Raw genomic sequence first — 22,275 nt, 5'->3', positions numbered from 1 at the left:
CATTCGGTTGACTTATACTTGCCTGAGCAATAATATCTGCCGTGATTAAACTACTTGCCAGGGCAACCATTGTGAAAAGCACCAGTGATCTCTTCAACGAAATTATTCCACTGGGCCGTCTTATTCATATGGTTAACCAGAAAAAAGATCGCCTGCTCAACGACTATCTGTCTCCGATGGATATCACCGCGACACAATTCAAAGTGTTGTGCTCCATTCGCTGCGAGGTGTGTATCACGCCTGTTGAGCTGAAAAAAGTGCTCTCGGTCGATCTGGGTGCGCTGACGCGCATGCTCGATCGTCTCGTCTGCAAGGGATGGATTGAAAGGCGACCGAACCCAAATGACAAGCGCGGCGTGCTGGTGCAACTCACCTGCGAAGGCGCGGCCGTGTGCGAAAAATGTCATGAGCTAGTAGGACAAACACTGCATCAGGAACTAACAAAAAACTTAACGGCGGATGAAGTGCTGACGCTTGAACATTTGCTCAAGAAAATCCTGCCGTAAACAGAAAGAGGTATGACGATGTCCAGACGCAATAATGACGCCATCACTATTCATAGCATTTTGGACTGGATTGAAGATAACCTGGAATCGCCGCTCTCACTGGAAAAGGTGTCCGAGCGTTCAGGTTACTCAAAATGGCACCTGCAACGGATGTTCAAAAAAGAGACCGGTCATTCATTAGGTCAATACATTCGCAGCCGCAAGCTGACGGAAATTGCTCAGAAACTGAAAGAGAGCAACGAACCGATCCTGTATCTGGCGGAACGCTATGGTTTTGAATCGCAACAGACCCTGACCCGCACGTTCAAGAACTATTTCGACGTGCCACCGCACAAGTATCGCATCACCAGTATGCCTGGTGAGTCCCGATACCTGCTACCGCTAACGAACTGTCATTGCTAATCGCCTGATTAAGGGCCTGTTTCATTAGGTATAGCCTGTTGCCGACAGTATGGATCTGGAAAGCGCGCAGTAACCGAAGCGTACGCAGAGTACGTGAGGTTGATGCGCACTACCCGAGTCCAGAATGGCAAACACAATAACCTAATGCGCCAGGCGCTAAGACGTAACCGAGGAAATCATGAAAACTATCGCCTCCGCCGCCCTCACCTTACTGGTGCTGGTCTCCGGCCAGACTTTTGCGGAGCAAACCACTCACGCTAACCAGCAGAACAGTCGCACAGCGATAGTTCTGCCAACCGCACACGAACAATCGCCTTTTGATTTTAATCATATGGGTGCGGGTAGCGACAAATCCGACGAATTAGGCGTGCCGTATTACAACCAGCGCTAACGTTAAGTCGTTTTGGCCCTGCTTCGGCAGGGCTTTTTTCTTTCATCCCTTGATTCGCGTCGCACGGCGCAACCGCAAACCAAACACATTGATATACAACCCTGCCATGATCAGCGCGGCACCCAGCAGCTGTAACACCGTGAGTTTCTCGTCCAGCAGAACAGCCGCGCTTGCCAGCCCGACGACCGGAACCAGCAGAGACAACGGCGCGACGCGCCAGGTTTCGTAGCGTCCCAGCAAGGTTCCCCAGATCCCGTACCCCACAATCGTGGCGACGAACGCCAGATAAACCAGCGACAAAATCGTCGTGAGATCGATCTCAACCAGACTTTTGAGCATGACCGCAGCGCCGTCAAAAATGAGTGAGGCGATCATAAACGGGACAACCGGAATCAACGCGCTCCAGACCACCAGCGACATCACCGCCGGACGCGCGTCATGCTGCATGATGAGTTTGTTGAAGATATTCCCACATGCCCAGCTCAGTCCCGCCGCCAGCGTCAGCATAAAACCCAGCAGCGCGACGTGTTGCCCATTCAGACTGGCCTCCGCCAAAATCAGCACGCCAAACACCGCGACGGTGATCCCCGCCAGCTGTTTGCCCTGCAGGCGCTCACCAAAGACAAACGCGCCAAGAATGATGGTGAAAAACGCCTGAGCCTGGAGAACCAGTGATGCCAGCCCCGCAGGCATGCCAAATTTAATGGCGCAAAACAGAAAGGCGAACTGCCCAAAGCTGATGGTCAGACCGTAACCGAGCAGCAGGCGAAACGGGATTTTAGGCCGCGCAACGAAGAATAATGCGGGAACTGCGACCAGCAAAAAGCGTAAACCGGCCAGCATCAGCGGAGGCATGTTATGCAAACCTAACTTAATGACCACAAAATTCAGGCCCCATACCACGACCACCAGCAACGCCAGCAGCCCGTCTTTACGCGTCATACATCGCCTCTGATTATTAAATTTTTGTAAACAGATTCAAGGTAACGAAAAAAGCCCGCCAGGAAAAGATCATTAATTCTGGCAGTCAGGCGAAGCACTTAGGGATAAATTAGGTGCTATACAAGCCCCTTATGTCGTGATACTCCTGATAAAACACAACAAAAAAAATCGTAAGCATTTGTCGGGCAGAACTATGAAACCATCTCTCAGGCGCTCAACCGCAGCGCTGCTGGCGTCGTCATTATTATTAACAATCGGTCGTGGTGCGACGCTCCCGTTTATGACCATCTACCTCACCCGTGTCTACAACATGAGCGTTGAGAATATCGGTTATGCCCTGACGATCGCGCTGACTATTGGCGTGGTTTTCAGCATGGGGTTTGGCATCCTCGCGGATAAGTTTGATAAAAAACGCTATATGCTGATATCGATTCTGGCGTTTATCGCCGGGTTTGTGGCTATTCCGCTGGTGCATAACGTCACGCTGGTCGTCGTGTTCTTTGCCCTGATTAACTGTGCCTATTCCGTGTTCTCCACGGTGCTAAAAGCCTGGTTCTCCGATGTGCTCACGTCGTCCGAGAAAGCGCGCGTATTTTCGCTTAACTACAGTTTCCTGAATATTGGCTGGACGATTGGTCCGCCGATAGGCACGTTGCTGGTGATGTACAGCTTGCAATTACCGTTCTGGCTGGCGGCGTTCTGTGCCGCGCTGCCGCTGGTATTTATTCAGTTCTATGTGCAAAAGAGCGTCGCTGCCGATGCCGAACACGCCCCTGTACCGTGGCAACCGTCGGTACTTCTGCGTGACAAAGCGTTGTTCTGGTATACGCTCTCCGGGCTTCTGGCCTCTTACGTCGGGGGATCTTTCGCCAGCTGTATTTCCCAGTACGTCCTCGCAGCCGATTACGACAGTGATTTTGCGCAAAACGTGGTTGCCGTTGTGCTCCCGGTGAATGCCGCCGTGGTGGTGTCACTGCAATACCTCATTGGACGCAGAATCACGGCCAGCAATATTCGCCCTTTGATGGCGCTCGGCACGCTGTTTTTTGTGCTGGGACTGGGCGGATTTATGCTCTCCGGCAGCAATTTGATCTACTGGGGAATAGCCGCCGCGGTCTTTACCGTGGGGGAAATTATCTATGCACCGGGCGAATACATGCTGATCGATAACATCGCCCCGCCGGGGATGAAAGCCAGCTATTTTTCCGCGCAAGCGCTGGGGTGGCTCGGTGCCGCAGCGAACCCAATGATCACCGGTATTATTCTGACTCATTTGCCGCACTGGTCATTATTTGCGGTGATGATGGCGGCGATTGTGATTGCGTGGCTGATGATTTTGCGTGGAATGCGCGTGAAAGCGTGGCAGGAAGAGCCGAAAACAGCGTAAAAAGAAAGGCGAGAATCTCTCGCCTTTTTTGTTTTTAGTGGTGCAGCATTTCGTCCACAACCTGATTTTTATACATCTCATTGGGGTAATACGTCGGCCAGTTATCCATCTCTTTCAGCAACGCCTCGTGCGAGGTGTTGCCCATAAAGAGATGGAAGTGCGAAGACTGACGCGGGCTAATTGTATGGTCGCTGAACTGCACGAATTTTGGTGCTTTAGAGCCGGCGTCTTTACATTCAAACAGATAGCGCACGCCTTTTTTGCCTGACGCGTACGTCAGAATTTTATATCCGCTGTAATCGTAGCGGCAGCTCGCTACCGTTTTGCCGGTATGGAATTCCATCACATTATTTTCAATCCCAATGGTTTCCACATCCGTGGCGTATCCCTTGCGGTAATACGCTTTCACCTCGGCAAACGTTTTGCTGGGATCGCTTTCTGCTTTCTTTTTGAAAACCGGATCCAGCGAGCCATCAAGCAGGAAAGGATAAACCGACTGCCAGACGCCGTCCCAGTCGGATAATTTACGGTCTTTAACGTCTTTATCCTCAAAAACACCGTTCGCGGCTTTCTCTTCCGCCTCGGTCATTTGATGCCCGTGCGAATGGGCAAACAGTTGCCCGCTCACCAGTAGCGCCCCCAGCGTCATTGCAATTTTTCCAATCTGTGCAGCCAAAATATCATCCTCGTTCCGTTCAAGAAAACAAGAATGTTATAGTATAACATTTCAGAAAACAATCACCCTTAGATCGCCACCAGCCCGCGAACGCCCTCTTGCTCCATATCTTCACCGCGGCCACGCTGAATAATGCTCCCGCGCGACATGAGCAAATAGTTATCCGCCAGGTCCGCAGCAAAATCATAAAACTGTTCCACAAGCAAAATCGCCATATCACCCCGGCTGGCGAGCTGACGGATAACCACGCCAATCTCTTTTATCACCGAGGGCTGGATCCCTTCCGTCGGCTCATCCAGGATTAACAGCTGCGGACGACTCGCCAGCGCGCGGCCAATCGCCAGCTGTTGCTGCTGCCCACCCGAAAGATCGCCGCCACGGCGGTGCTTCATCTCTTTTAAAACAGGAAACAGTTGCCAGATATCCTCCGGCACGCTTTTCGCCTCGCGAGCAGGAAAGCGCGACAGTCCCAAGAGCAGATTTTCTTCGACCGTCAGACGCGGAAAAATCTCGCGCCCCTGCGGCACATACGCCACACCGGACTGCACGCGATGATGCGGTTTAGCGTAGGTAATTTTTTTGCCCTGCCAGATGATCTCCCCGCTGCGCGCAGGCACTAACCCCATCAGGCATTTTAACAGCGTCGTTTTTCCCACGCCGTTGCGCCCCAGCAGACATGTCACCTCACCGTTTGGGGCTTCAAAGCTCACACCGCGCAAAATATGGCTGCCGCTGTAATACTGATTCAGTTCGTTAACCTGTAGCATTCCCGCTCCTTACCGTCCCAGATAGACTTCGATAACCTGTTCGTTGGCCTGCACTTCACGCAAAGATCCCTCCGCCAGCACGCGCCCCTGATGCAGAACGGTGACGTGATCGGCGATGGTTTCAACAAATCCCATATCGTGTTCCACCACCATCAGCGAATGTTTGCCCGCCAGGGTGCGAAAAAGCTCTGCCGAATACTCCGTTTCAGCGTCCGTCATGCCGGCTGCGGGTTCATCGAGCAATAACAAATGGGGGTCCTGCACCAGCAGCATGCCGATTTCCAGGAACTGTTTTTGCCCGTGAGACAGTAATCCCGCGCTGCGATCCCGCTCGGAGCTCAGGCGCAGCAGCGTAAGCATGTCGTTGATGCGGTCGCTCTGCTCTGAGGTGAGCCTGGCGCGCAGGCTGGCCCACACGGATTTGTCGCCTTTCATTGCCAGCTCAAGATTTTCCCAGACCGTCAGCGCTTCAAATACCGTCGGTTTCTGGAACTTACGCCCAATGCCCTGTCGCGCAATCGCGGCGGGATCGAGTCCGGTTAAATCAATCGACTGATCGTAAATCGCCCGCCCACTCTGCGGGCGCGTTTTACCGGTGATCACGTCCATCAGCGTGGTTTTTCCGGCACCATTAGGGCCAATCACGCAGCGTAATTCCCCCACGCCGATGTTTAGCGACAGATCGGTCAACGCCTGGAAACCGTCAAAATTGACGTTTATCGACTCAAGCTGCAGCACAGGATCGGTTTGCTCACGAAAGCGGTCGCCCGGGAGTTGACGGGTAAAAAGTTCGTCGGTTGGCTGCATTATTTCTCTCCCTTACGCAATAATCCGTAGACACCACGCGGTAAGAACAGCGTGACGGCGATAAAAATCCCGCCCAAAAACAGCTGCCAGTATTCCGGCATGGCAACGGTAAAATAGCTTTTCGCGCCGTTAACCAGCGCCGCGCCAATCACCGGCCCAACTAACGTCCCGCGCCCGCCAAGTGCCACCCAAATTGCGGCCTCAATGGAATTGGTTGGCGACATTTCACCCGGGTTGATGATGCCGACCTGCGGGACGTACAGCGCCCCCGCCAACCCGCACAGCACCGCGGAAAGCGTCCAGACCAGCAGCTTAAAACCACGGGGATCGTAGCCACAAAATGTCAGACGGTTTTCCGCATCGCGCACGGCGGTAAGAATGCGGCCAAATTTGCTTTTCGCCAGCCAGAATCCGATAGCCAGCGAGGCTGCCAGCAGCGCGACCGTCGCCAGAAACAGCGCAATCCGCGTGGTCGTTGCCGTCACCGGGAATCCCAGCAGCGTGGTAAAACCGGTGAAACCGTTGTTCCCGCCAAATCCGGTTTCATTACGAAAGAACAGCAGCATCCCCGCGTAGGTCAGCGCCTGAGTCATGATCGAGAAATAGACCCCTTTGATTTTTGAGCGAAACGCAAACCAGCCAAAAATCAGCGCCAGCAGGCCGGGGATCATCACAATGAGCACCAGTGCCCAGGCAAAATGCTGGGTTCCCCACCAGAACCACGGCAGTTCGCTCCAGGAAAGGAACGACATAAACGCCGGTAATCCCTCGCCTGACGCCTGACGCATCAGATACATGCCCATCGCGTAGCCGCCCAGGGCAAAGAAAATCCCGTGTCCCAGCGACAGCATTCCGGCGTAGCCCCAGACCAGATCAAGCGCCACGGCGACGATGGCATAGCAGAGGATTTTGCCGACCAGCGTCAGCATCCAGGTGGACAGGGCCAGCGGATGGCTGCTGGGTAACAGCGCCAGAAACGGCAGCACCAGCAGAATGGCGAGAATCAAGCTGCCAACAAGTTGTGTTATTCGCGGCGCTTTACGCGCCAGCGTTAAGGTCAGTGGCTGGCTCATCAGTCTGTCACCCTCCCTTTAAGCGCAAACAATCCCTGCGGACGTTTCTGAATGAACAGAATAATCGCCACCAGAATCACGATTTTCCCCAGTACCGCACCCATTTGCGGTTCGAGAATTTTGTTGAAAATGCCCAGACCAAACGCCGCGGCTACGCTGCCTGCCAGTTGCCCGACGCCGCCGAGCACCACCACCAGGAAGGAGTCAATAATATAGCCTTGTCCCAGCTCCGGCCCGACGTTGCCGAGCTGCGAGAGCGCTACGCCACCCAAACCAGCAATGCCCGATCCGAGGCCGAACGCCAGCATATCGACACGCCCTGTCGGCACGCCGCAGCACGCGGCCATATTGCGGTTTTGCGTCACCCCCCGCACGTTCAGCCCCAGTCGGGTTTTGTTCAGAATCAACCAGGTAAAGAACAGCACCAGCAGGACAAAAACCAGCACCGCAATTCGGTTCCACGGCAGGATCAGGTTGGCAAAAACCTGCACACCGCCGGACAGCCAGGCCGGGTTCGCTACTTCCAGGTTTTGCGCGCCAAAGGTCATCCGCACCAGTTGGATAATCATCAGGCTGATCCCCCAGGTGGCGAGCAACGTCTCCAGCGGACGGCCATACAGATGGCGGATCACGCTGCGCTCCAGCGCCATGCCAACGCCCGCAGTCACTAAAAACGCTACCGGCAGTGCGACGATCGGGTACAGCGCCAGCCACTGAGGCGCGAATTGCGCCATCGCCTGCTGAACCATCCAGGTACAATATGCGCCGAGCATCAGCATCTCGCCGTGCGCCATATTGATGACGCCCAGCAATCCGTAGGTGATCGCCAGCCCGAGCGCCGCCAGCAGCAGCACCGATCCGAGTGACAACCCCATAAACGCCTGCCCCAACAGATCGCCAATCAGTAAACGGTGCTGAATCTGACGCAAACTGTCCGCAGCGGCCTCACGCACGCGGGCATCCGGTTCCGTTTGGGTTTGCGTAAAGGGCGTTAAACGTGCCTGCGTTTCGGGATCGGTCGAATGCCCCAGCAGCGCAACGGCCTGCAAACGCACCTCGGCCTGCGGACTGGCGAGAAGCAGATTCGCCAGCGCCGCTTCCAGCGCGGCACGAACCTTGTCGTCTTGTTCCGCCTGCAGACGCTGCTGTAATAAATTCAGCATCGCCGGCGTGGCATCGCGCTGCAGTTGTATCGCTGCGTTCAACCTTTCCGTGACGTTGTCACTGACGAGCTGATGCGTGGCCAGTGCAGTGGAGGAGAGATTGCGCAGGCGATTGGTAAGACGGACCGCCTTCGGTTCGCCCTCTGCCTGGGCGCTTTCCCCAAGGGCGGAAAGTTGCCCCTTCACGCGCGTAAACGCGTGCTTTTGTGTATCAACAAAGAGATTTTCTTTCTGCAGCGCCTGCAACAGCGGCAAACGCGACGAATCCGGGCTGACGGCCCATTGCTCAAGTAGCGTGGTTTGCTGGCTGCGGCTCGCGGCGACAAAGGTGTCCGCATCCGACGCCTGCGCCATCCCTGGCAGCAGACCGGCAAGCCATACTATTGCGACGAACATACGCATAACGCTCATGGCTTTTCTCCGTGACCGGGTTTAGTTGCTGGCGGTTTTCATCGGTTGTTCTGACTTTTTATCGTTACCGGGAATGTACGGACTCCAGGGCTGAGCACGGACCGTTGCATCGGTCTGCCAGACGACGTTGAACTGGCCGTTACCTTCGATTTCACCAATCATCACCGGCTTATGCAGATGGTGATTGGTTGCGTCCATGGTCAGCGTAAAGCCTGACGGCGCTTTGAAGGATTGTCCGGCCATGGCGGCACGCACTTTATCCACGTCCGTCGTTCCTGCTTTCTCAACGGCCTGCGCCCACATATGGATCCCCACGTAGGTCGCTTCCATCGGATCATTGGTCACCACGGTGTCGGCGTTCGGCAAGTTATGGGCTTTGGCATAGGCTTTATAGGCTGCAACAAACGCCTGGTTGGTTGGATTATCAACCGACTCAAAGTAGTTCCATGCCGCGAGGTTCCCCACCAGCGGTTTGGTGTCGATGCCGCGAAGCTCTTCTTCACCCACCGAGAACGCCACCACCGGCACGTCGGTCGCTTTTACGCCCTGGTTTGCCAGCTCTTTGTAAAAGGGAACATTGGAATCACCGTTGATGGTTGATACCACCGCCGTTTTTCCGCCCGCCGAAAATTTCTTGATATTGGCGACAATAGTTTGGTAATCGCTGTGACCAAACGGGGTGTAAACCTCTTCAATATCTTTGTCCTGCACGCCTTTCGAATGCAGGAACGCACGCAGAATTTTGTTGGTGGTACGCGGATAAACATAATCAGTGCCCAGCAGGAAGAAGCGTTTGGCGCTCCCGCCGTCTTCACCCATCAGATATTCCACCGCCGGAATGGCCTGCTGATTTGGCGCAGCACCGGTGTAGAAGACGTTTGGCGACATCTCTTCCCCCTCATACTGCACCGGGTAGAACAGCAGTCCGTTCACCTCTTCAAACACCGGCAGCACCGATTTACGAGAAACTGACGTCCAGCAGCCAAAGACTGCCGCCACTTTGTCCTGGCTTAATAACTGACGGGCTTTTTCTGCAAACAGAGGCCAGTTTGACGCGGGATCAACCACCACCGGCTCCAGCTTCTTACCCAGCACGCCGCCTTTGGCGTTAATTTCATCGATCGTCATCAACGCGACGTCTTTGAGGGGCGTTTCAGAGATCGCCATCGTGCCCGAGAGCGAATGCATGATCCCAATTTTGATGGTGTCAGCGGCTTGCACACCAAAACTCATTCCCATAGCCGCCACGGAAGCCGACAGCGCAAAAGCTTTTAACAAGGTACGACGATGCATATTTTCACTCCTGAAAAGAAAGCTGTGCGAATGCGTCCGTTACGGCGTGGACGCAGAAAAAGCAAAACGTCTTTGACAGGATCAAGCACAGCAAAAAGAGTGCCAGAACAGAAAATAATCGGTTTTTTAGTGTATTAGCGTGAATCAATCAGCAGCAGAAAGGATTGTGGGGCGGGAGGAACAGCAGCGGAACGACTCAGAATGGCACAGCGTTGCATTATAAAAGTGCAACGCTGTGCGGGATGGATTACCAGACTTCGTCAGCGATTTGCGTCACCAGACGCACTTTGTCCCACTGCTGGGTTTCGCTCAGGCTGTTGCCCTCTTCCGTGGAGGCAAAACCGCACTGCGGGCTCAGGCAAATCTGGTCTTTCGCCACATACTGCGCGGCCTCTTCCAGACGCGCTTTGACGCCCTGCGGATTTTCCAGCTCGCCATTTTTAGTGGTGATCAGCCCCAGAACGACCTGCTGTTTACCCGGACGGACAAAACGTAACGGCGCAAAATCACCGCTGCGATCGTTGTCGTACTCAAGGAAAAAGGCATCGACATTCACCGTCCCAAAGAGAATTTCAGCCACGGGCTCGTATCCGCCTTCGGAAATCCAGGTCGAGCGGAAATTACCGCGACACACATGTAAGCCAATGGTCAGATCGTCGGGTTTGCCTTCCAGCGCTTTGTTCAATACGCGGGCATAGGTCAGCGCCAGCTGGTCTGCATCGTCCCCGCGTTCGCGGATCTGGCGGCGCTGGTCGTCGGAACACAGGTACGCCCAGACGGTGTCATCGAGCTGTAAATAACGGCAACCCGCGTCGTAGAACGCCTGAATCGCATCGCGCCAGGTGGTAGCCAGATCATCAAAATAAACGTTCAGGTCCGGATAAACGGTCGCATCAATATCTTTACGCCCACCGCGGAAATGCAGCACGCTCGGACTGGGAATGGTCATTTTCGGCTGGGCGTTACCGCTGATGCTTTTCAGATAGCGGAAATCCTCAAGCATTGGATGATCGCCGAAACCCAGTTTACCGGTCACGCGCACGCCGTGTGCTTTGGTCTGCACGCCGTTAAACTGGATGCCCTGATTCGAATCGTAGCGCTCAACGCCCTGCAACCCATCGAAGAAGTCGAAGTGCCACCACGCACGGCGGAACTCACCGTCAGTCACCACATGCAGGCCGCAGGCGCACTGCTGCTCAACAACGTGGCGAATCGCGTCATTTTCAATATTTCGCAGCGCGCCGGCATCGATTTCACCGCTGGCAAATTTGAGTCGCGCCTGTTTAATCGCATCAGGACGTAAAAAGCTGCCTACTACATCGGCACGGTACGGGGCGTGTTGTCGTTGCATGGTTTTCTCCTTAGCTGCCCGCAATTGATTGCAGACAGTGATAATTCATCAATTGAAGATTTAGACTTCTGGATGGCTATATGTCCAAAAGATGTCATATCACTGCCGTGACGGCAAACGAGAAAAATTCATGGCAGATGAATTTTATTCATCTTGAGCAGGCTCAGCGGAGGCAAACGCAAACTGTTCATCTTCCCAGCCCGTGATGCCTCCGATCATGATTTTGACCGGCAGACCGAGCCGGGACAGTTTCAGCGCCGCTCTGTCCGCGCCGTTGCAGTGCGGCCCCGCGCAGTAGACCACGAACAGCGTACCCTCTGGCCAGTGCGCCATCGTCTCGGCATCCATTGCAGAACGCGGCAAATGAATTGCCCCCGGTAAATGGCGACGCGCAAACTGCTCAGGCGTCCCCACAACGTGGAGTAACACAAAGTGCTGATCCTGCTGCGTCAGGGCGTGATGCACATCGGCACAGTCGGTTTCGACGCTCAGGCGGCGCAGAAAATGGGCGGCAGACTCCTGCGGGTCTGCGGCGGGAAATTCGGTTACGTAACTCATGGCGCTTTCTCCTGTTGGGCGTTTGTGTTAACAGTACTTTATCCAGAAATTCAGCCAGTGAATGCCAGCGGTCATGCCAGAAAACAGCAAGAAGATGACAAATTTACGACATCCCCCTTCACCGCGCGTGGTAGTCCTGGCCTATGACGGCCTTTGTACCTTCGAATTTGGGGTTGCGGTGGAGATCTTCGGCCTGCCGCGCCCTGAAATGGGCGATGACTGGTATCGTTTTTCCGTCGCAGCGATCGATAAGGGCGAACTGCGGGCGACGGGTGGCATTCGGGTGCTCGCGGATGGCGATCTGACGTTGCTCAATGCCGCCGATCTGGTGGTGATCCCCGGCTGGCGCGGCGTTGACAAGACCGTTCCCGCAGAACTTTGCGATGCTCTGCGTCACGCCCACGCGCGAGGCTGCCAGCTCCTGTCGATTTGCTCGGGCGTTTTTGTGCTTGCGGCGTCGGGATTGCTGAACGGGCGCCACGCCACCACGCACTGGCGTTATACCGAGACGCTCAAGGCGCGGTTCCCTGACATTACCGTGGTCGAAGATGTGCTGTATCAGGATGAGGGAGATATTTTGACGTCAGCGGGCAGTGCGGCGGGGATCGACCTCTGTTTACATGTGGTACGTCGCGATTATGGGATGGAAGCCGCCAATCATGTGGCGCGCCGCCTGGTGATTCCTCCGCATCGCGATGGCACTCAAACGCAGCTGATGAGTCGTCCGGTCGCCCAATTAAGGGAAAGTGAGCGGCTCGGGCAGCTTTTTGATTTCCTGCACCAGCATCTGACCGTCAGCCATAGCGTCAGTTCATTAGCCGCGCGCGTCGGTATGAGTCAGCGCACTTTTTTACGTCGTTTTGCCGACGCTACGGGGACGACGCCAGCGCGCTGGATGCTCAACGAACGCCTGCTGCGGGCCAGAGATTTCCTCGAAACAAGTCGACTGAGTATAGACAGCATCGCGGCGCAGACAGGGTTCGGCCATGCCGCCTCCCTGCGACACCATTTTCGTCAACATTTCGCCCTCTCGCCCGCACAATACCGGAAGCAATTTCACGTCACGCGCTAATGGCATAACGGCAAATTTAAGGCAAAAAAAACCGCCATTTTCTGGCGGTAAATGCTTGCATGGATAGAGTTGTATTTTGATATCTACTTTCCCGGTATTCCCTACCAGGTAGAAGATCGTAATAAACGTAGCACTTATATCTTCAACAACGGTTAAACAACGTTGCGGTCTGACGTTGTTACAGGAAAGGTTTTCAGGAGGCAGAGTTGGACCCTTTACTCTTAATTTGCAGATATTGCATCAATCCCTGATTTGCGCTTTGTTCAGCATGATCGTTCATCGCCTCAATATAATAAGGACGTGCAACGCTATAAGGCGCGCGCTCCGCCGGGTAAATCATAAACTCAAATTTCGTGCCCTTCGCCGAAGAGAGACAGTTCATTGCCCACGCATTATCGTTTATTTTTTGGCTTTGACATAATACCCGGCCATAGCTGCTGGTCAGGTAAGAGCTCACTCTCTCCTCCGCAGCTTTCAGGTAGTCTGGCTTGTTGCTATAGAGACTAAAGGCAGTAGTGGCGACAGCAATGGCGGCAATCCCAGGGATAACAGTGGCAAATAGTCTGTTCATTTAAATGGGTAATCCATAATCAATACATAATTAATACAAATAAAATACATCGCCTGGCTATTATTACCACTTAAACTGGAAAAGCAAATATTTATTTGGCATCTGTTTTTTTCAAGACTTTTATATATGACACATGCCTATAAATAGATGTTGCCATCATCTATTTAAAATAATCAATAGTGTTTATTTTGTTATTATTTGAAGCGTTCATTTATTGAATTTATAAATTACGCCACCTGTTTCCCTCCCGAATTTGAATCGTAAGGCTATGTTGACAAATTATTTGCGATAAATTTCACTTCCGAATAGTAACTCAAGGTAACTATTGGCATGATGACCGCAAAATGTGATGCGGTGATGAGACAATGGTTAAAAAAATGTTATCGATAATACTGCTAACCTGTGCGCTATTTTCAGGTCAGTTGATGGCAGGACATAACGGGCATGAATTTTTATGGGTAAAGAACGTTGATCATCAGCTCCGTCACGAAGCGGATAGCGATGAACTCAGATGTGTTGCAGAGGAGTCAGCGGATGGTTTACGCGAACATCACCACTGGCAGAAGTCGCGCAAACCCGATACTCACTTTCTTTGATTAAACGCCCTTGCGCTTCGGCAGGGTTTTCATCAACTCTTCAGGACTGACAGAGGCCACAACGCTTCCCGGTTGTGGCATTTTAACGATGTGATTTTTCATTTTACCAATGACGTGCATTTCGCAGGGACGGCAGTCAAATTTCAGCGTTAACACTTCATCACCGTTCACCAGCTGCATCGGCGTGGCTTTCCAGCTTTTGATATTGCCCTTGGCTTGTTTCGGACACAGGTTGAAAGCGAAGCGCAGACAGTGTTTGGTGATCATCACCGGCACATCGCCCTTCTCTTCATGCGCCTCATATGCCGCATCAATGAGTTGCACGCCGTAACGATGATAAAACGCGCGCGCTTTGTGGTTATACACGTTCGCCAGGAATGACAAATGGGAATCCGGATAGACCGGCGCAGGGACGGATACCGCTTTGCGACTCCCGCGCGGATAATTGGCCAGACGTGCTTCATCAAGCTTTTCGGCGGTTTCGCGGCGGAACTGGTTAAGCTGGCCGTTCGGAACGAACAGTGCATCCGGCAGCGTAAGCGTAATGTCGCGCGCGTAGTAGATCGTTTGCCCCAGCTTCGCCACGCCGTCTTTCAGGCTATTCATCGCCTTTTCTGCGTTATTCGCCACCTCAAACTGACCCTCGAGGGTATGCGTCACGCTCACGCCATCTTCGCTGGTCATGGTCAGGATCAGCTGTTCTTCCCAGCCGCCGAGCTCAATATCCACCGCAATACGGCGTTCACTGGACGTTTTCAGCAACGCCTGCTGCCAGTTATGGTCAAGGTTACGGTTAAGCGCAGCATTCGGGCGGGCTTTGTACAGATCCGCCGGCATCTCGTTCGGCCAGACGCGATACTGATTGTCACCCGTTTTCTCAACGGTGTTGGCGCGGAAGCCGACGATTTCGCGTTTGATCATCACGTTTAGCCCGTCACCGTTGGCCAGGGTTTCCGTCACTTTCACATCGATGTGATCTTTCGATACTTTTAAAACTTCACCCACCGGCAGGCCGATAAACTTAGGCGAATCAAACGCACCGATATCGTCTTTACGGGCATTCACAAAATAGTCGGTGCTGCCACGGTGGAACGTTTTATCCGTGGACGGAATAAAGAAATGCTCGGTGCGCCCGGCAGAAGAGCGCGCCAGGTCGCCGCGATCTTCAATGATGGCGTCAAGCATCTGACGATAATGCGCAGTGATATTCTTCACGTAGCTCATGTCTTTGTAGCGCCCTTCAATTTTGAAGGAGCGCACGCCAGCGTCGATGAGCGCCGCCAGGTTTGCCGTCTGATCGTTGTCTTTCATCGACAGCAGATGTTTTTCGAACGCCACGACGCGGCCCTGATCGTCTTTCAGGGTATACGGCAAACGACACGCCTGCGAGCAGTCACCACGGTTGGCGCTGCGCCCGGTCTGCGCGTGGGAAATATTGCACTGGCCGGAATAGGCCACACACAGCGCACCGTGGATGAAGAATTCAATGTTGGCGTCAGTCGCCTGGTGGATGTCGCGGATTTGATTGAGATTCAGCTCGCGCGCCAGCACGATCTGGGTAAAACCTACGTCAGAAAGAAACTTCGCTTTTTCAACGGTGCGAATATCGCACTGGGTACTGGCGTGCAGTTCAATCGGCGGAATATCCAGCTCAAGCACGCCCATATCCTGAACGATCAGCGCGTCGACGCCCGTCTGATACAGATCGGTAATCAGACGTTGGGCAGGTTCCAGTTCATCATCATGAAGAATGGTGTTCAGAGTCACGAACACTTTTGCACCAAAACGGTGGGCAAACGGCACCAGCTCCGCAATATCCTGCAGGCTGTTGCTGGCGTTATGGCGAGCGCCAAAGCCAGGGCCGCCGATATAAACCGCATCCGCACCGTGAAGAATCGCTTCACGGGCGATGGAGGCGTCTCGAGCCGGGCTTAAAAGTTCAAGATGATGGGATTGCAGGCGCATACGTCGTCGTTATCCGTTATGGTCAAAATGGCGGCTATTGTAGTCAGAAGTATGCGACAGCGAAACAGTTTTGCGTAGGGTTAGCGGGGATAGTGGATCAAAGAGTGAAAATGCACCGTCTGGCTACTGCTGTTGCGGTACGCGTGGGGTTTATCGCCGGCAAAACGCACGCCCGAATCCGCTACAATTGTGCGCCAGTGGCCGTCGATACACATTTCCAGCTCACCGCTTATCACCACCACATGTTCAACAACGCCCGCTTCATGCGGCGTTGACTCACTGAGGGCCCCCGGCGCGAGCGTGATCGAAAAATGGTCAAACTTCAGCGTGTCGTCCCACGGGAATAACGGTTTAACCACCATCGCCTGCTGCTGCGGATCAAACACCGGCTGTGGCTGTTCTTCTGGAGTGATAAACGCTGAAAAAGGCACGTTCAGGCCCGTGGCGATTTTCCACAGCGTCGACACCGTCGGACTGGACTCATTACGCTCGATTTGTCCGAGCATGGCTTTGGATACGCCCGTCTCGTCGGCCAGTTTTGATAAACTCCAGCCCCGCGCCAGACGCTCTGTCTTTAAGGTTGTCGCAAGATGTTGAGTGATAGTCATAATGCCTCCCGTTGTGGCCAAGTGTACCACTTGTACGCTATAGCGCACAGTGCTACATTATTTCGGACGCTATAACGCACAACGGAGCCCTGATGCGTAATTCCTCCTCTCTGTTTCCTGCCGTGTTGGCCGGTTTCGTCGCCGTGCTGGTCGGCTATGCCAGTTCCGCAGCCATCGTCTGGCAAGCGGCAGCATCGGCAGGTGCAAGTTCACAGCAAATCGCAGGCTGGATGACCGCACTAGGTCTGGGAATGGGCGTGAGCACGCTTGCACTTTCACTCTGGTATCGCGCACCGGTTTTAACCGCGTGGTCCACACCCGGCGCGGCGCTGCTCGCCACCAGCCTGCAGGGCGTGACGCTCAGTGAAACCATCGGCGTGTTTATTTTCGCCAATGCCCTCATTCTGCTGTGCGGGCTGACGGGTCTATTCGCCCGGTTGATGAAGATTATTCCCCACACTCTCGCGGCGGCCATGCTCGCGGGTGTCTTGCTGCGATTCGGGTTGCAGGCATTCAGTAATCTGCAAGATCACTTTCTGCTGTGCGGCAGCATGCTGCTGGCGTGGCTCATCGCGAAAGCCATCATGCCGCGCTATGCGATTGTCGCCACGCTGGTGGTGGGCGGGTTGGTGGCCTGGCTGGGAGGTGACATTGTCACCGATAAACTTATGTTCTCGGTGGTGATGCCAGCGTTTATTGCCCCCACATTCACTTTCACCACTCTGATGAGTATCGGGCTGCCCTTCTTCCTGGTGACGATGGCCTCTCAAAATGCGCCCGGTTTCGCCACCATGAAAGCCTCTGGCTATGCGGTCGCGGTTTCCCCCTTAATGATTTTTACGGGCGGATTGGCCCTGCTGTTCTCGCCGTTCGGCGTGTATTCGATCTGCATCGCTGCAATTACGGCTGCAATTTGCCAAAGCCCCGACGCCCATCCGGAGGCCAACAAGCGCTGGTTAGCCGCCGCTGCCGCCGGTGTATTTTATCTGCTCGCCGGGATTTTTGGCGGCTCGATCACCGCGCTGATGGCCGCTCTGCCCCTGAGCTGGATCCAGACGCTGGCCGGGCTGGCCCTGCTGGGCACGATGGGTGGCAGTTTGTCTCAGGCGCTCCAGCACGAAAGCGAGCGCGACGCGGCGCTGGTTACGTTTCTGGTGACCGCCAGCGGTGTAACGCTCTTGGGGATTGGTTCGGCTTTTTGGGGGTTAATCGCGGGTGGCATCTGTTATGCCGTATTTTCACACTTTCGCCGCGCGTAGCTGCGACGGTGTTCGCCCGGTCGTGGCTTTAAAACGGTTGCTGAAATGACTCGCCGAACTGAAGCCGCAGGCCATCGCGATATCCGTCAACGGCTGCTGGGTGAACTGGACCAGCGCTTTTGCCTTTTCCATTCTCTGATGCATAACGTATTGATGCGGTGCCATCTTCATCGACTGGCGGAACATGCGCGCGAAATGGTATTCACTTAACGACGCCACCGCCGCCAGTTCCGCCAGCGTCAAAGGCTGCGACAGATGGTTATCGATATACTCAATCACCGCTCTGAGCACGAAGGGCGAGAGCCCGCCGGTGACTATCGGCAACTTCCACTGCACGCTGGAATAGTGCTGGATCAGATGGGTCAGGAGTAACGTGCTGGCGGTGCTCAAGGTCAGCTGATTGGCGGCCTGCTGCCAGTCACAACCCAGCAAAAACTGACGATACAGCATGGCGATTTTAGGATCGCTGGCGAACGTTTTTTCATCGAGCGCAATCGACGCCGGACTTTTGTCCCAGATCTGTTCGCCAATCCCGCGCAAATGTTCATCGGTACAATAAAGATGCACAAACGATAAATCATCGCGGATATCCCAGCTCGATTCGCTCTGCTCCGGCATGAGACAAAAACGGTCCGGCCCGCCGCCGTTTTTCCAGCCGCTGGCGGTTTTATGATAGCTCTCATAACCGTCAGCGACATACAGGCTCAGGGTGTGGTGGTTGCTTTTGACCGTGACGGTGTCGTGCTTGTTAAACCACGCCGCCAGCTGGATGCCCGAGTTAAGCGCGACCGTTTCCCGCAGCACGGCATTTTGTTGGCGAAGCGTTTCGAAAGTGTCGTAGGCGCGGGACATAACCGTCATAAGCTGGCAATTAAACAGATCGTTAGTCTATGAAGTGTTGCCCTTTGATGCCAGCGCTGGCGCAATAAAAAAGCGCAAGATTTTGCAAGTCAGTCGCAAGATGCTGAAAGCGCGCCAGCCCAGTCCAGGCGACACTTCGCCTTTGCCGTTTGAGAAGAGATAAAAATGAACGCACTGTTATATGGCCTGGTCGTACTTATCTGGGGAACCACCTGGATTGCCATTTTCCTGCAGCAGGGGCCGGTGGCCGCACCGGTTTCGATTTTCTGGCGCTTTGCCGTAGCCAGCGCCACCATCATGATAGTTCTCCTGGCACTGGGTCGCCTGCGTAAAATGGTCTTGCGCGATCACCTGTTCTGTATGGTTCAGGGGTGCTGCGTGTTCTGCTTCAACTTTTGGTGTTTTTACACTGCGGCGGCCTATATCAACACCGGGCTGGAGTCCGTGATTTTCTCCATGGCCGTGCTGTATAACGCGATCAACTGCTTTATTTTCTTTGGACAGCGCCCGCCTGCGCGCTTCGGGATCGCCGCCGTTCTGGGCATGTTGGGCATCATCACTCTGTTCTGGGACGATCTGCTCGCGAGCGGTTGGAGCCAGGAACTGTTGCTCGGTATCGGTCTGTCAGCATTGGGAACGTACGGGTTTTCATTGGGAAACATGATCAGCCTGCGCCATCAGCGCAACGGGCTGGAAACGATGACCACCAATGCATGGGCCATGACCTACGGTACGCTGGTGATGGGGGCCATCGCGCTGATTCGCGGCGATAACTTTACGCCTGAATGGACGGTGAGCTATATGGGAGCCCTACTGTATCTGGCCATTTTCGGTTCGGTGATCGCATTTGGGGCTTACTTTACGCTGGTCGGGCGGATTGGTGCCGGTAAAGCAGCGTACAGCACATTATTATTCCCGCTGGTCGCCTTATCCATCTCGACAATTTACGAAGGATACGTCTGGCATATGAACGGCATTGCCGGAATAGTGCTGATACTTACCGGAAATATGGTGATGTTTACGAAACCAGAAACCTGGTTCAAACGGTTACGTTTGGCGTAACGCGTAAAGATATCCGGCCTGTTTTACAGGCCGGATCGGGATTTACTTCGTATTCTTAACGTCAAACATGGTGGCATCGGTCGCCATGTCATCCACAACTTTCTTCAGCGTTGCCAGGGTCATTGGTGAGTTTTCGTTATTCAACTCACTGCCTTCGCCTTTACGAACCACTTTGATAACCGGTTTGCCGGTCGCCGCGTCAATAAGCTCACCTTCAAAATAGAGATGCGTGTCCATGGTACGGTGGCCTGATGCCATCTGCGTCCCGGCAATCACCAGTGCAACAGGCACCACTTCATAGAATTGCAGGCCTTCTTTCTTCGAGCTCACCCCGGTCACTGCGCCACGGAAAATCAAGCTGCGAGGGCCAGGCGTTGCCACAATTGGCTTATGCTGCCCAAGGGCGGTTTTCATTTTGGTATTGATATAAGCCAGCAGGTCATCAAGTAATTTCTGACCAATTTGAGTCGTTGGCTTAGGGACCGGATAATAGGTAATCGGGTTATAAACAATGCTGTCGTATTTTGATGGATTATAAGAAGGATCAACCCACCGCAACGTCGGTTTACCCGTTGCGGATGTTGTCTCTTTTAAGCCGGAGTAATCTTTTAAAAAACCCGAATATTGGTCGGGCTGCGCCACTTTAGACGCACAGCCCGCTAACGCCAGCAAGCCAGAGAGCACTGCAACTTTAAAAAAAGTGTGAGTACGCATGATGGTAAATCCCAGTTATATGCAGATATGCCCTGGAGTTATAGCAAAATAAAAGCGGGTGTGTAGTGACAAAAGATGGGGAATACAGCACAAATTGAGAAAATATCGCCCGGCGAGAGGCCGGGCAATAATTTATGGTGATTTAATATCCACTTGCCAGAACAGATGTTTACCAAACGGGTCAATTTCATAACCCGTGACTTCTTTTCTCACCGGTTCAAAAATAGTGGAGTGCGCAATCATTACCGCAGGCATTTGGTCGTGCATCATCTGTTGCGCCTCTTTGTAAAGTGCCGCACGTTTATCCTGATCGGTTATTGATTTAGCTTCAGCGATGATTTTATCAAACGGTTGATAGCACCATTTCGCCGAATTTGAACCGCCATTCGCAGAAGTACAGGTAAACAGCGGGCCGAAGAAGTTATCCGGATCGCCCGTTGCCGTCGTCCAGCCCATCAGAGCCGCCTGGTGTTCACCGCCCTTCACGCGCTTGAGATATTCACCCCACTCATAGGTGACGATTTTAGTTTGCACGCCGATCTTCGCCCAATCGGCCTGGATCATTTCGGCCATGCGTTTTGCGTTCGGGTTATACGGACGTTGCACCGGCATTGCCCATAAATCTACGGTTACACCGTTGGCAAATCCGGCCTCTTTCAGCAACGCTTTGGCTTTTTCAGGATCGTATTCGTAATCTTTCAGCTCGCTGTCGGCGCTCCATACGCCCGGCGGCAGCAGGTTCTTCGCCGCCGTTCCGGTGCCGTGGAAGACTGCATCAATGATCGCCGGTTTGTTTATCGCCATCGCCAGCGCCTGGCGCACCTTCACATTATCCAGCGGTGGTTTTTGCGTGTTGAAGGCGAGAAAGCCTGTGTTTAACCCGGCTTTACTCATCAGGTTAATGTCTTTGTTGGCTTTCATGCGCGGCAAGTCGGCAGGATTTGGGAACGGCATCACCTGACACTCATTCTTCTCCACTTTGGCGAAACGCACCGACGCGTCCGGGGTGATGCTAAAGACCAGACGATCCAGCTTTGAGTTGCCCTGCCAATATTCCGGGAACGCGGTGAAGAGAATACGTGAATCTTTCTGATACTGCGTCAGCTTGAATGGCCCGGTGCCGATGGGGTCCATGTCCACTTTTTCTGGCGTACCGGCTTTCAGCATCGCATCGGCGTATTCGGAAGAAAGAATCGAGGCGAAATACCACGCCAGGTCGGCGACGAACGGCGCTTCAGGGTGAGCCAGCGTGAAGCGCACCGTGTGATCGTCAACCTTGTCGATGGCGGTGATCAGGCTGCCAAACTCCAGACTTTCAAAGTTGGAATAGCTGCCGTTCGAGACGTTATGATACGGATGATTCACGTCTTTCTGACGCATAAACGAAAAAATCACATCGTCGGCGTTAAAGTCGCGCGTCGGTTTGTAGAATTTATTACTCTGGAATTTTACGCCTTTACGCAGATGGAAGGTGTACACCTTTCCGTCGTCGCTCACGTCCCAGCGTTCTGCCAGGCTCGGCACCAGCTCGGTTGTGCCCGGTTTAAAATCCACCAGACGGTTATAAACCGGCACGGCGCTGGCATCCACGCTGGTGCCAGAGGTATACAGCTGAGGATTAAAGTTCTCCGGCGATCCTTCGGAACAATACACCAGCGTTTTGGCCGCCACGGTGGAACTGACCGTCAGTGCGGCTAAGGCCAGGGCTAAAGTTGTCAGTTTGCTATTCATTGTGTTTTCCTGTCTTTTTAATTCGACGGCTAATTAATTCTTTTGCCAATTCATAAATACCATTAAAGTAACAATGCAAACACCTGATAATACAAATTAAGAAGGATTC

General features: G+C 53.7%; 23 protein-coding genes. 8 read left to right on the top strand and 15 right to left on the bottom strand.

From position 1 onward, the window contains the following. The first annotated feature begins 71 nt into the window (after positions 1–71). From marR to marB, 3 genes are all read left to right on the top strand, one after another. Complete coding sequence (gene marR, locus I6L74_RS18515; RefSeq protein WP_059178872.1) at positions 72–506, top strand: multiple antibiotic resistance transcriptional regulator MarR; 435 nt, start codon at positions 72–74, stop codon at positions 504–506. An 18-nt stretch (positions 507–524) separates the two neighbouring features. Then, positions 525–908, top strand: coding sequence for an MDR efflux pump AcrAB transcriptional activator MarA (gene marA, locus I6L74_RS18510; RefSeq protein WP_012017388.1), 384 nt, complete (start codon positions 525–527; stop codon positions 906–908). A 178-nt stretch (positions 909–1,086) separates the two neighbouring features. Further along, complete coding sequence (marB, locus tag I6L74_RS18505) at positions 1,087–1,299, top strand: multiple antibiotic resistance protein MarB (protein ID WP_012017387.1); 213 nt, start codon at positions 1,087–1,089, stop codon at positions 1,297–1,299. A 42-nt stretch (positions 1,300–1,341) separates the two neighbouring features. Here marB and eamA read toward each other — a convergent pair whose 3' ends face one another. Continuing rightward, positions 1,342–2,241, bottom strand: coding sequence for an O-acetylserine/cysteine exporter (gene eamA / locus I6L74_RS18500; protein WP_059178871.1), 900 nt, complete (start codon positions 2,239–2,241; stop codon positions 1,342–1,344). Between the two features lie 193 nt (positions 2,242–2,434). On the opposite strand from eamA, the gene ydeE reads away from it, so the two are divergent. Further along, entirely contained in the window at positions 2,435–3,628 is a 1,194-nt protein-coding gene (gene ydeE, locus I6L74_RS18495; protein ID WP_059178870.1) for an efflux MFS transporter YdeE, read from the top strand. A gap of 34 nt (positions 3,629–3,662) precedes the next feature. On the opposite strand, the gene zinT is transcribed toward ydeE, so the two are convergent. The 8 genes from zinT to I6L74_RS18455 form a co-directional block, all read right to left on the bottom strand. Beyond that, positions 3,663–4,304, bottom strand: a complete 642-nt coding sequence (zinT, locus tag I6L74_RS18490) for a metal-binding protein ZinT (protein WP_059178869.1) — start codon at positions 4,302–4,304, stop codon at positions 3,663–3,665. Positions 4,305–4,372: 68 nt separating this feature from the next. Continuing rightward, entirely contained in the window at positions 4,373–5,071 is a 699-nt protein-coding gene (gene urtE / locus I6L74_RS18485; RefSeq protein WP_059178868.1) for an urea ABC transporter ATP-binding subunit UrtE, read from the bottom strand. Positions 5,072–5,080: 9 nt separating this feature from the next. Beyond that, entirely contained in the window at positions 5,081–5,878 is a 798-nt protein-coding gene (gene urtD, locus I6L74_RS18480) for an urea ABC transporter ATP-binding protein UrtD (protein WP_059178867.1), read from the bottom strand. Next, positions 5,878–6,951 carry an urea ABC transporter permease subunit UrtC gene (urtC, locus tag I6L74_RS18475; protein WP_059178866.1) on the bottom strand — a complete coding sequence of 358 codons (1,074 nt, stop codon included), beginning with the start codon at positions 6,949–6,951 and terminating at the stop codon, positions 5,878–5,880. Before urtC ends, urtD begins: the two co-directional genes overlap by 1 nt. Then, complete coding sequence (gene urtB, locus I6L74_RS18470; RefSeq protein WP_059178865.1) at positions 6,951–8,525, bottom strand: urea ABC transporter permease subunit UrtB; 1,575 nt, start codon at positions 8,523–8,525, stop codon at positions 6,951–6,953. The genes urtC and urtB overlap by 1 nt, the downstream gene beginning before the upstream one ends. Positions 8,526–8,546: 21 nt before the next feature. After that, entirely contained in the window at positions 8,547–9,818 is a 1,272-nt protein-coding gene (gene urtA / locus I6L74_RS18465) for an urea ABC transporter substrate-binding protein (RefSeq protein WP_059178864.1), read from the bottom strand. A gap of 247 nt (positions 9,819–10,065) precedes the next feature. Beyond that, positions 10,066–11,169 (bottom strand): cobalamin-independent methionine synthase II family protein, encoded by a 1,104-nt coding sequence (locus tag I6L74_RS18460; RefSeq protein WP_059178863.1) that lies wholly within the window; start codon positions 11,167–11,169, stop codon positions 10,066–10,068. A gap of 144 nt (positions 11,170–11,313) precedes the next feature. Further along, entirely contained in the window at positions 11,314–11,727 is a 414-nt protein-coding gene (locus tag I6L74_RS18455) for a rhodanese-like domain-containing protein (protein ID WP_059178862.1), read from the bottom strand. A gap of 73 nt (positions 11,728–11,800) precedes the next feature. Here I6L74_RS18455 and ftrA point away from each other — a divergent pair, with 73 nt between their 5' ends. Further along, positions 11,801–12,799, top strand: a complete 999-nt coding sequence (gene ftrA, locus I6L74_RS18450) for a transcriptional regulator FtrA (RefSeq protein WP_059179131.1) — start codon at positions 11,801–11,803, stop codon at positions 12,797–12,799. Positions 12,800–12,992: 193 nt separating this feature from the next. Here ftrA and I6L74_RS18445 read toward each other — a convergent pair whose 3' ends face one another. Further along, entirely contained in the window at positions 12,993–13,370 is a 378-nt protein-coding gene (locus tag I6L74_RS18445; RefSeq protein ID WP_059178861.1) for a hypothetical protein, read from the bottom strand. A gap of 365 nt (positions 13,371–13,735) precedes the next feature. Between I6L74_RS18445 and I6L74_RS18440 the strand changes: the two genes are divergently transcribed. Beyond that, the gene (locus I6L74_RS18440; protein ID WP_059178860.1) at positions 13,736–13,966 is read left to right on the top strand and encodes a DUF2554 family protein; all 231 of its coding nucleotides are present in this window, start codon (positions 13,736–13,738) and stop codon (positions 13,964–13,966) included. On the opposite strand, the gene I6L74_RS18435 is transcribed toward I6L74_RS18440, so the two are convergent. Then, on the bottom strand, positions 13,967–15,931 hold the full coding sequence (locus I6L74_RS18435; protein ID WP_059178859.1) for a peptidase U32 family protein: 1,965 nt from the start codon (positions 15,929–15,931) through the stop codon (positions 13,967–13,969). Between the two features lie 80 nt (positions 15,932–16,011). Then, positions 16,012–16,539, bottom strand: coding sequence for a helix-turn-helix domain-containing protein (locus I6L74_RS18430; protein ID WP_059178858.1), 528 nt, complete (start codon positions 16,537–16,539; stop codon positions 16,012–16,014). Positions 16,540–16,610: 71 nt separating this feature from the next. Here I6L74_RS18430 and I6L74_RS18425 point away from each other — a divergent pair, with 71 nt between their 5' ends. Further along, on the top strand, positions 16,611–17,798 hold the full coding sequence (locus I6L74_RS18425; RefSeq protein WP_436970142.1) for a benzoate/H(+) symporter BenE family transporter: 1,188 nt from the start codon (positions 16,611–16,613) through the stop codon (positions 17,796–17,798). Here the strand turns inward: I6L74_RS18425 and I6L74_RS18420 are convergent. After that, complete coding sequence (locus I6L74_RS18420; protein WP_059179130.1) at positions 17,778–18,650, bottom strand: helix-turn-helix domain-containing protein; 873 nt, start codon at positions 18,648–18,650, stop codon at positions 17,778–17,780. The genes I6L74_RS18425 and I6L74_RS18420 overlap by 21 nt on opposite strands. A 174-nt stretch (positions 18,651–18,824) precedes the next feature. On the opposite strand from I6L74_RS18420, the gene I6L74_RS18415 reads away from it, so the two are divergent. Beyond that, a complete protein-coding gene (locus tag I6L74_RS18415; protein WP_059178856.1) occupies positions 18,825–19,721 on the top strand; it encodes a DMT family transporter in 897 nt (298 codons plus the stop codon). A 42-nt stretch (positions 19,722–19,763) separates the two neighbouring features. Here I6L74_RS18415 and I6L74_RS18410 read toward each other — a convergent pair whose 3' ends face one another. Both I6L74_RS18410 and I6L74_RS18405 read right to left on the bottom strand, forming a co-directional pair. Then, complete coding sequence (locus I6L74_RS18410) at positions 19,764–20,435, bottom strand: DUF3313 domain-containing protein (protein WP_059178855.1); 672 nt, start codon at positions 20,433–20,435, stop codon at positions 19,764–19,766. A gap of 132 nt (positions 20,436–20,567) precedes the next feature. Then, positions 20,568–22,166 carry an ABC transporter substrate-binding protein gene (locus I6L74_RS18405; protein WP_059178854.1) on the bottom strand — a complete coding sequence of 533 codons (1,599 nt, stop codon included), beginning with the start codon at positions 22,164–22,166 and terminating at the stop codon, positions 20,568–20,570. Between the last annotated feature and the right edge of the window lie 109 nt (positions 22,167–22,275).

It is taken from the genome of Lelliottia amnigena, assembly GCF_019047465.1.
In the GTDB taxonomy this organism is placed as follows: domain Bacteria; phylum Pseudomonadota; class Gammaproteobacteria; order Enterobacterales; family Enterobacteriaceae; genus Enterobacter; species Enterobacter amnigenus.
The sequence above is the reverse complement of the archived record's forward strand: the minus strand, read 5'-3'. Positions and strand labels throughout refer to the sequence as shown.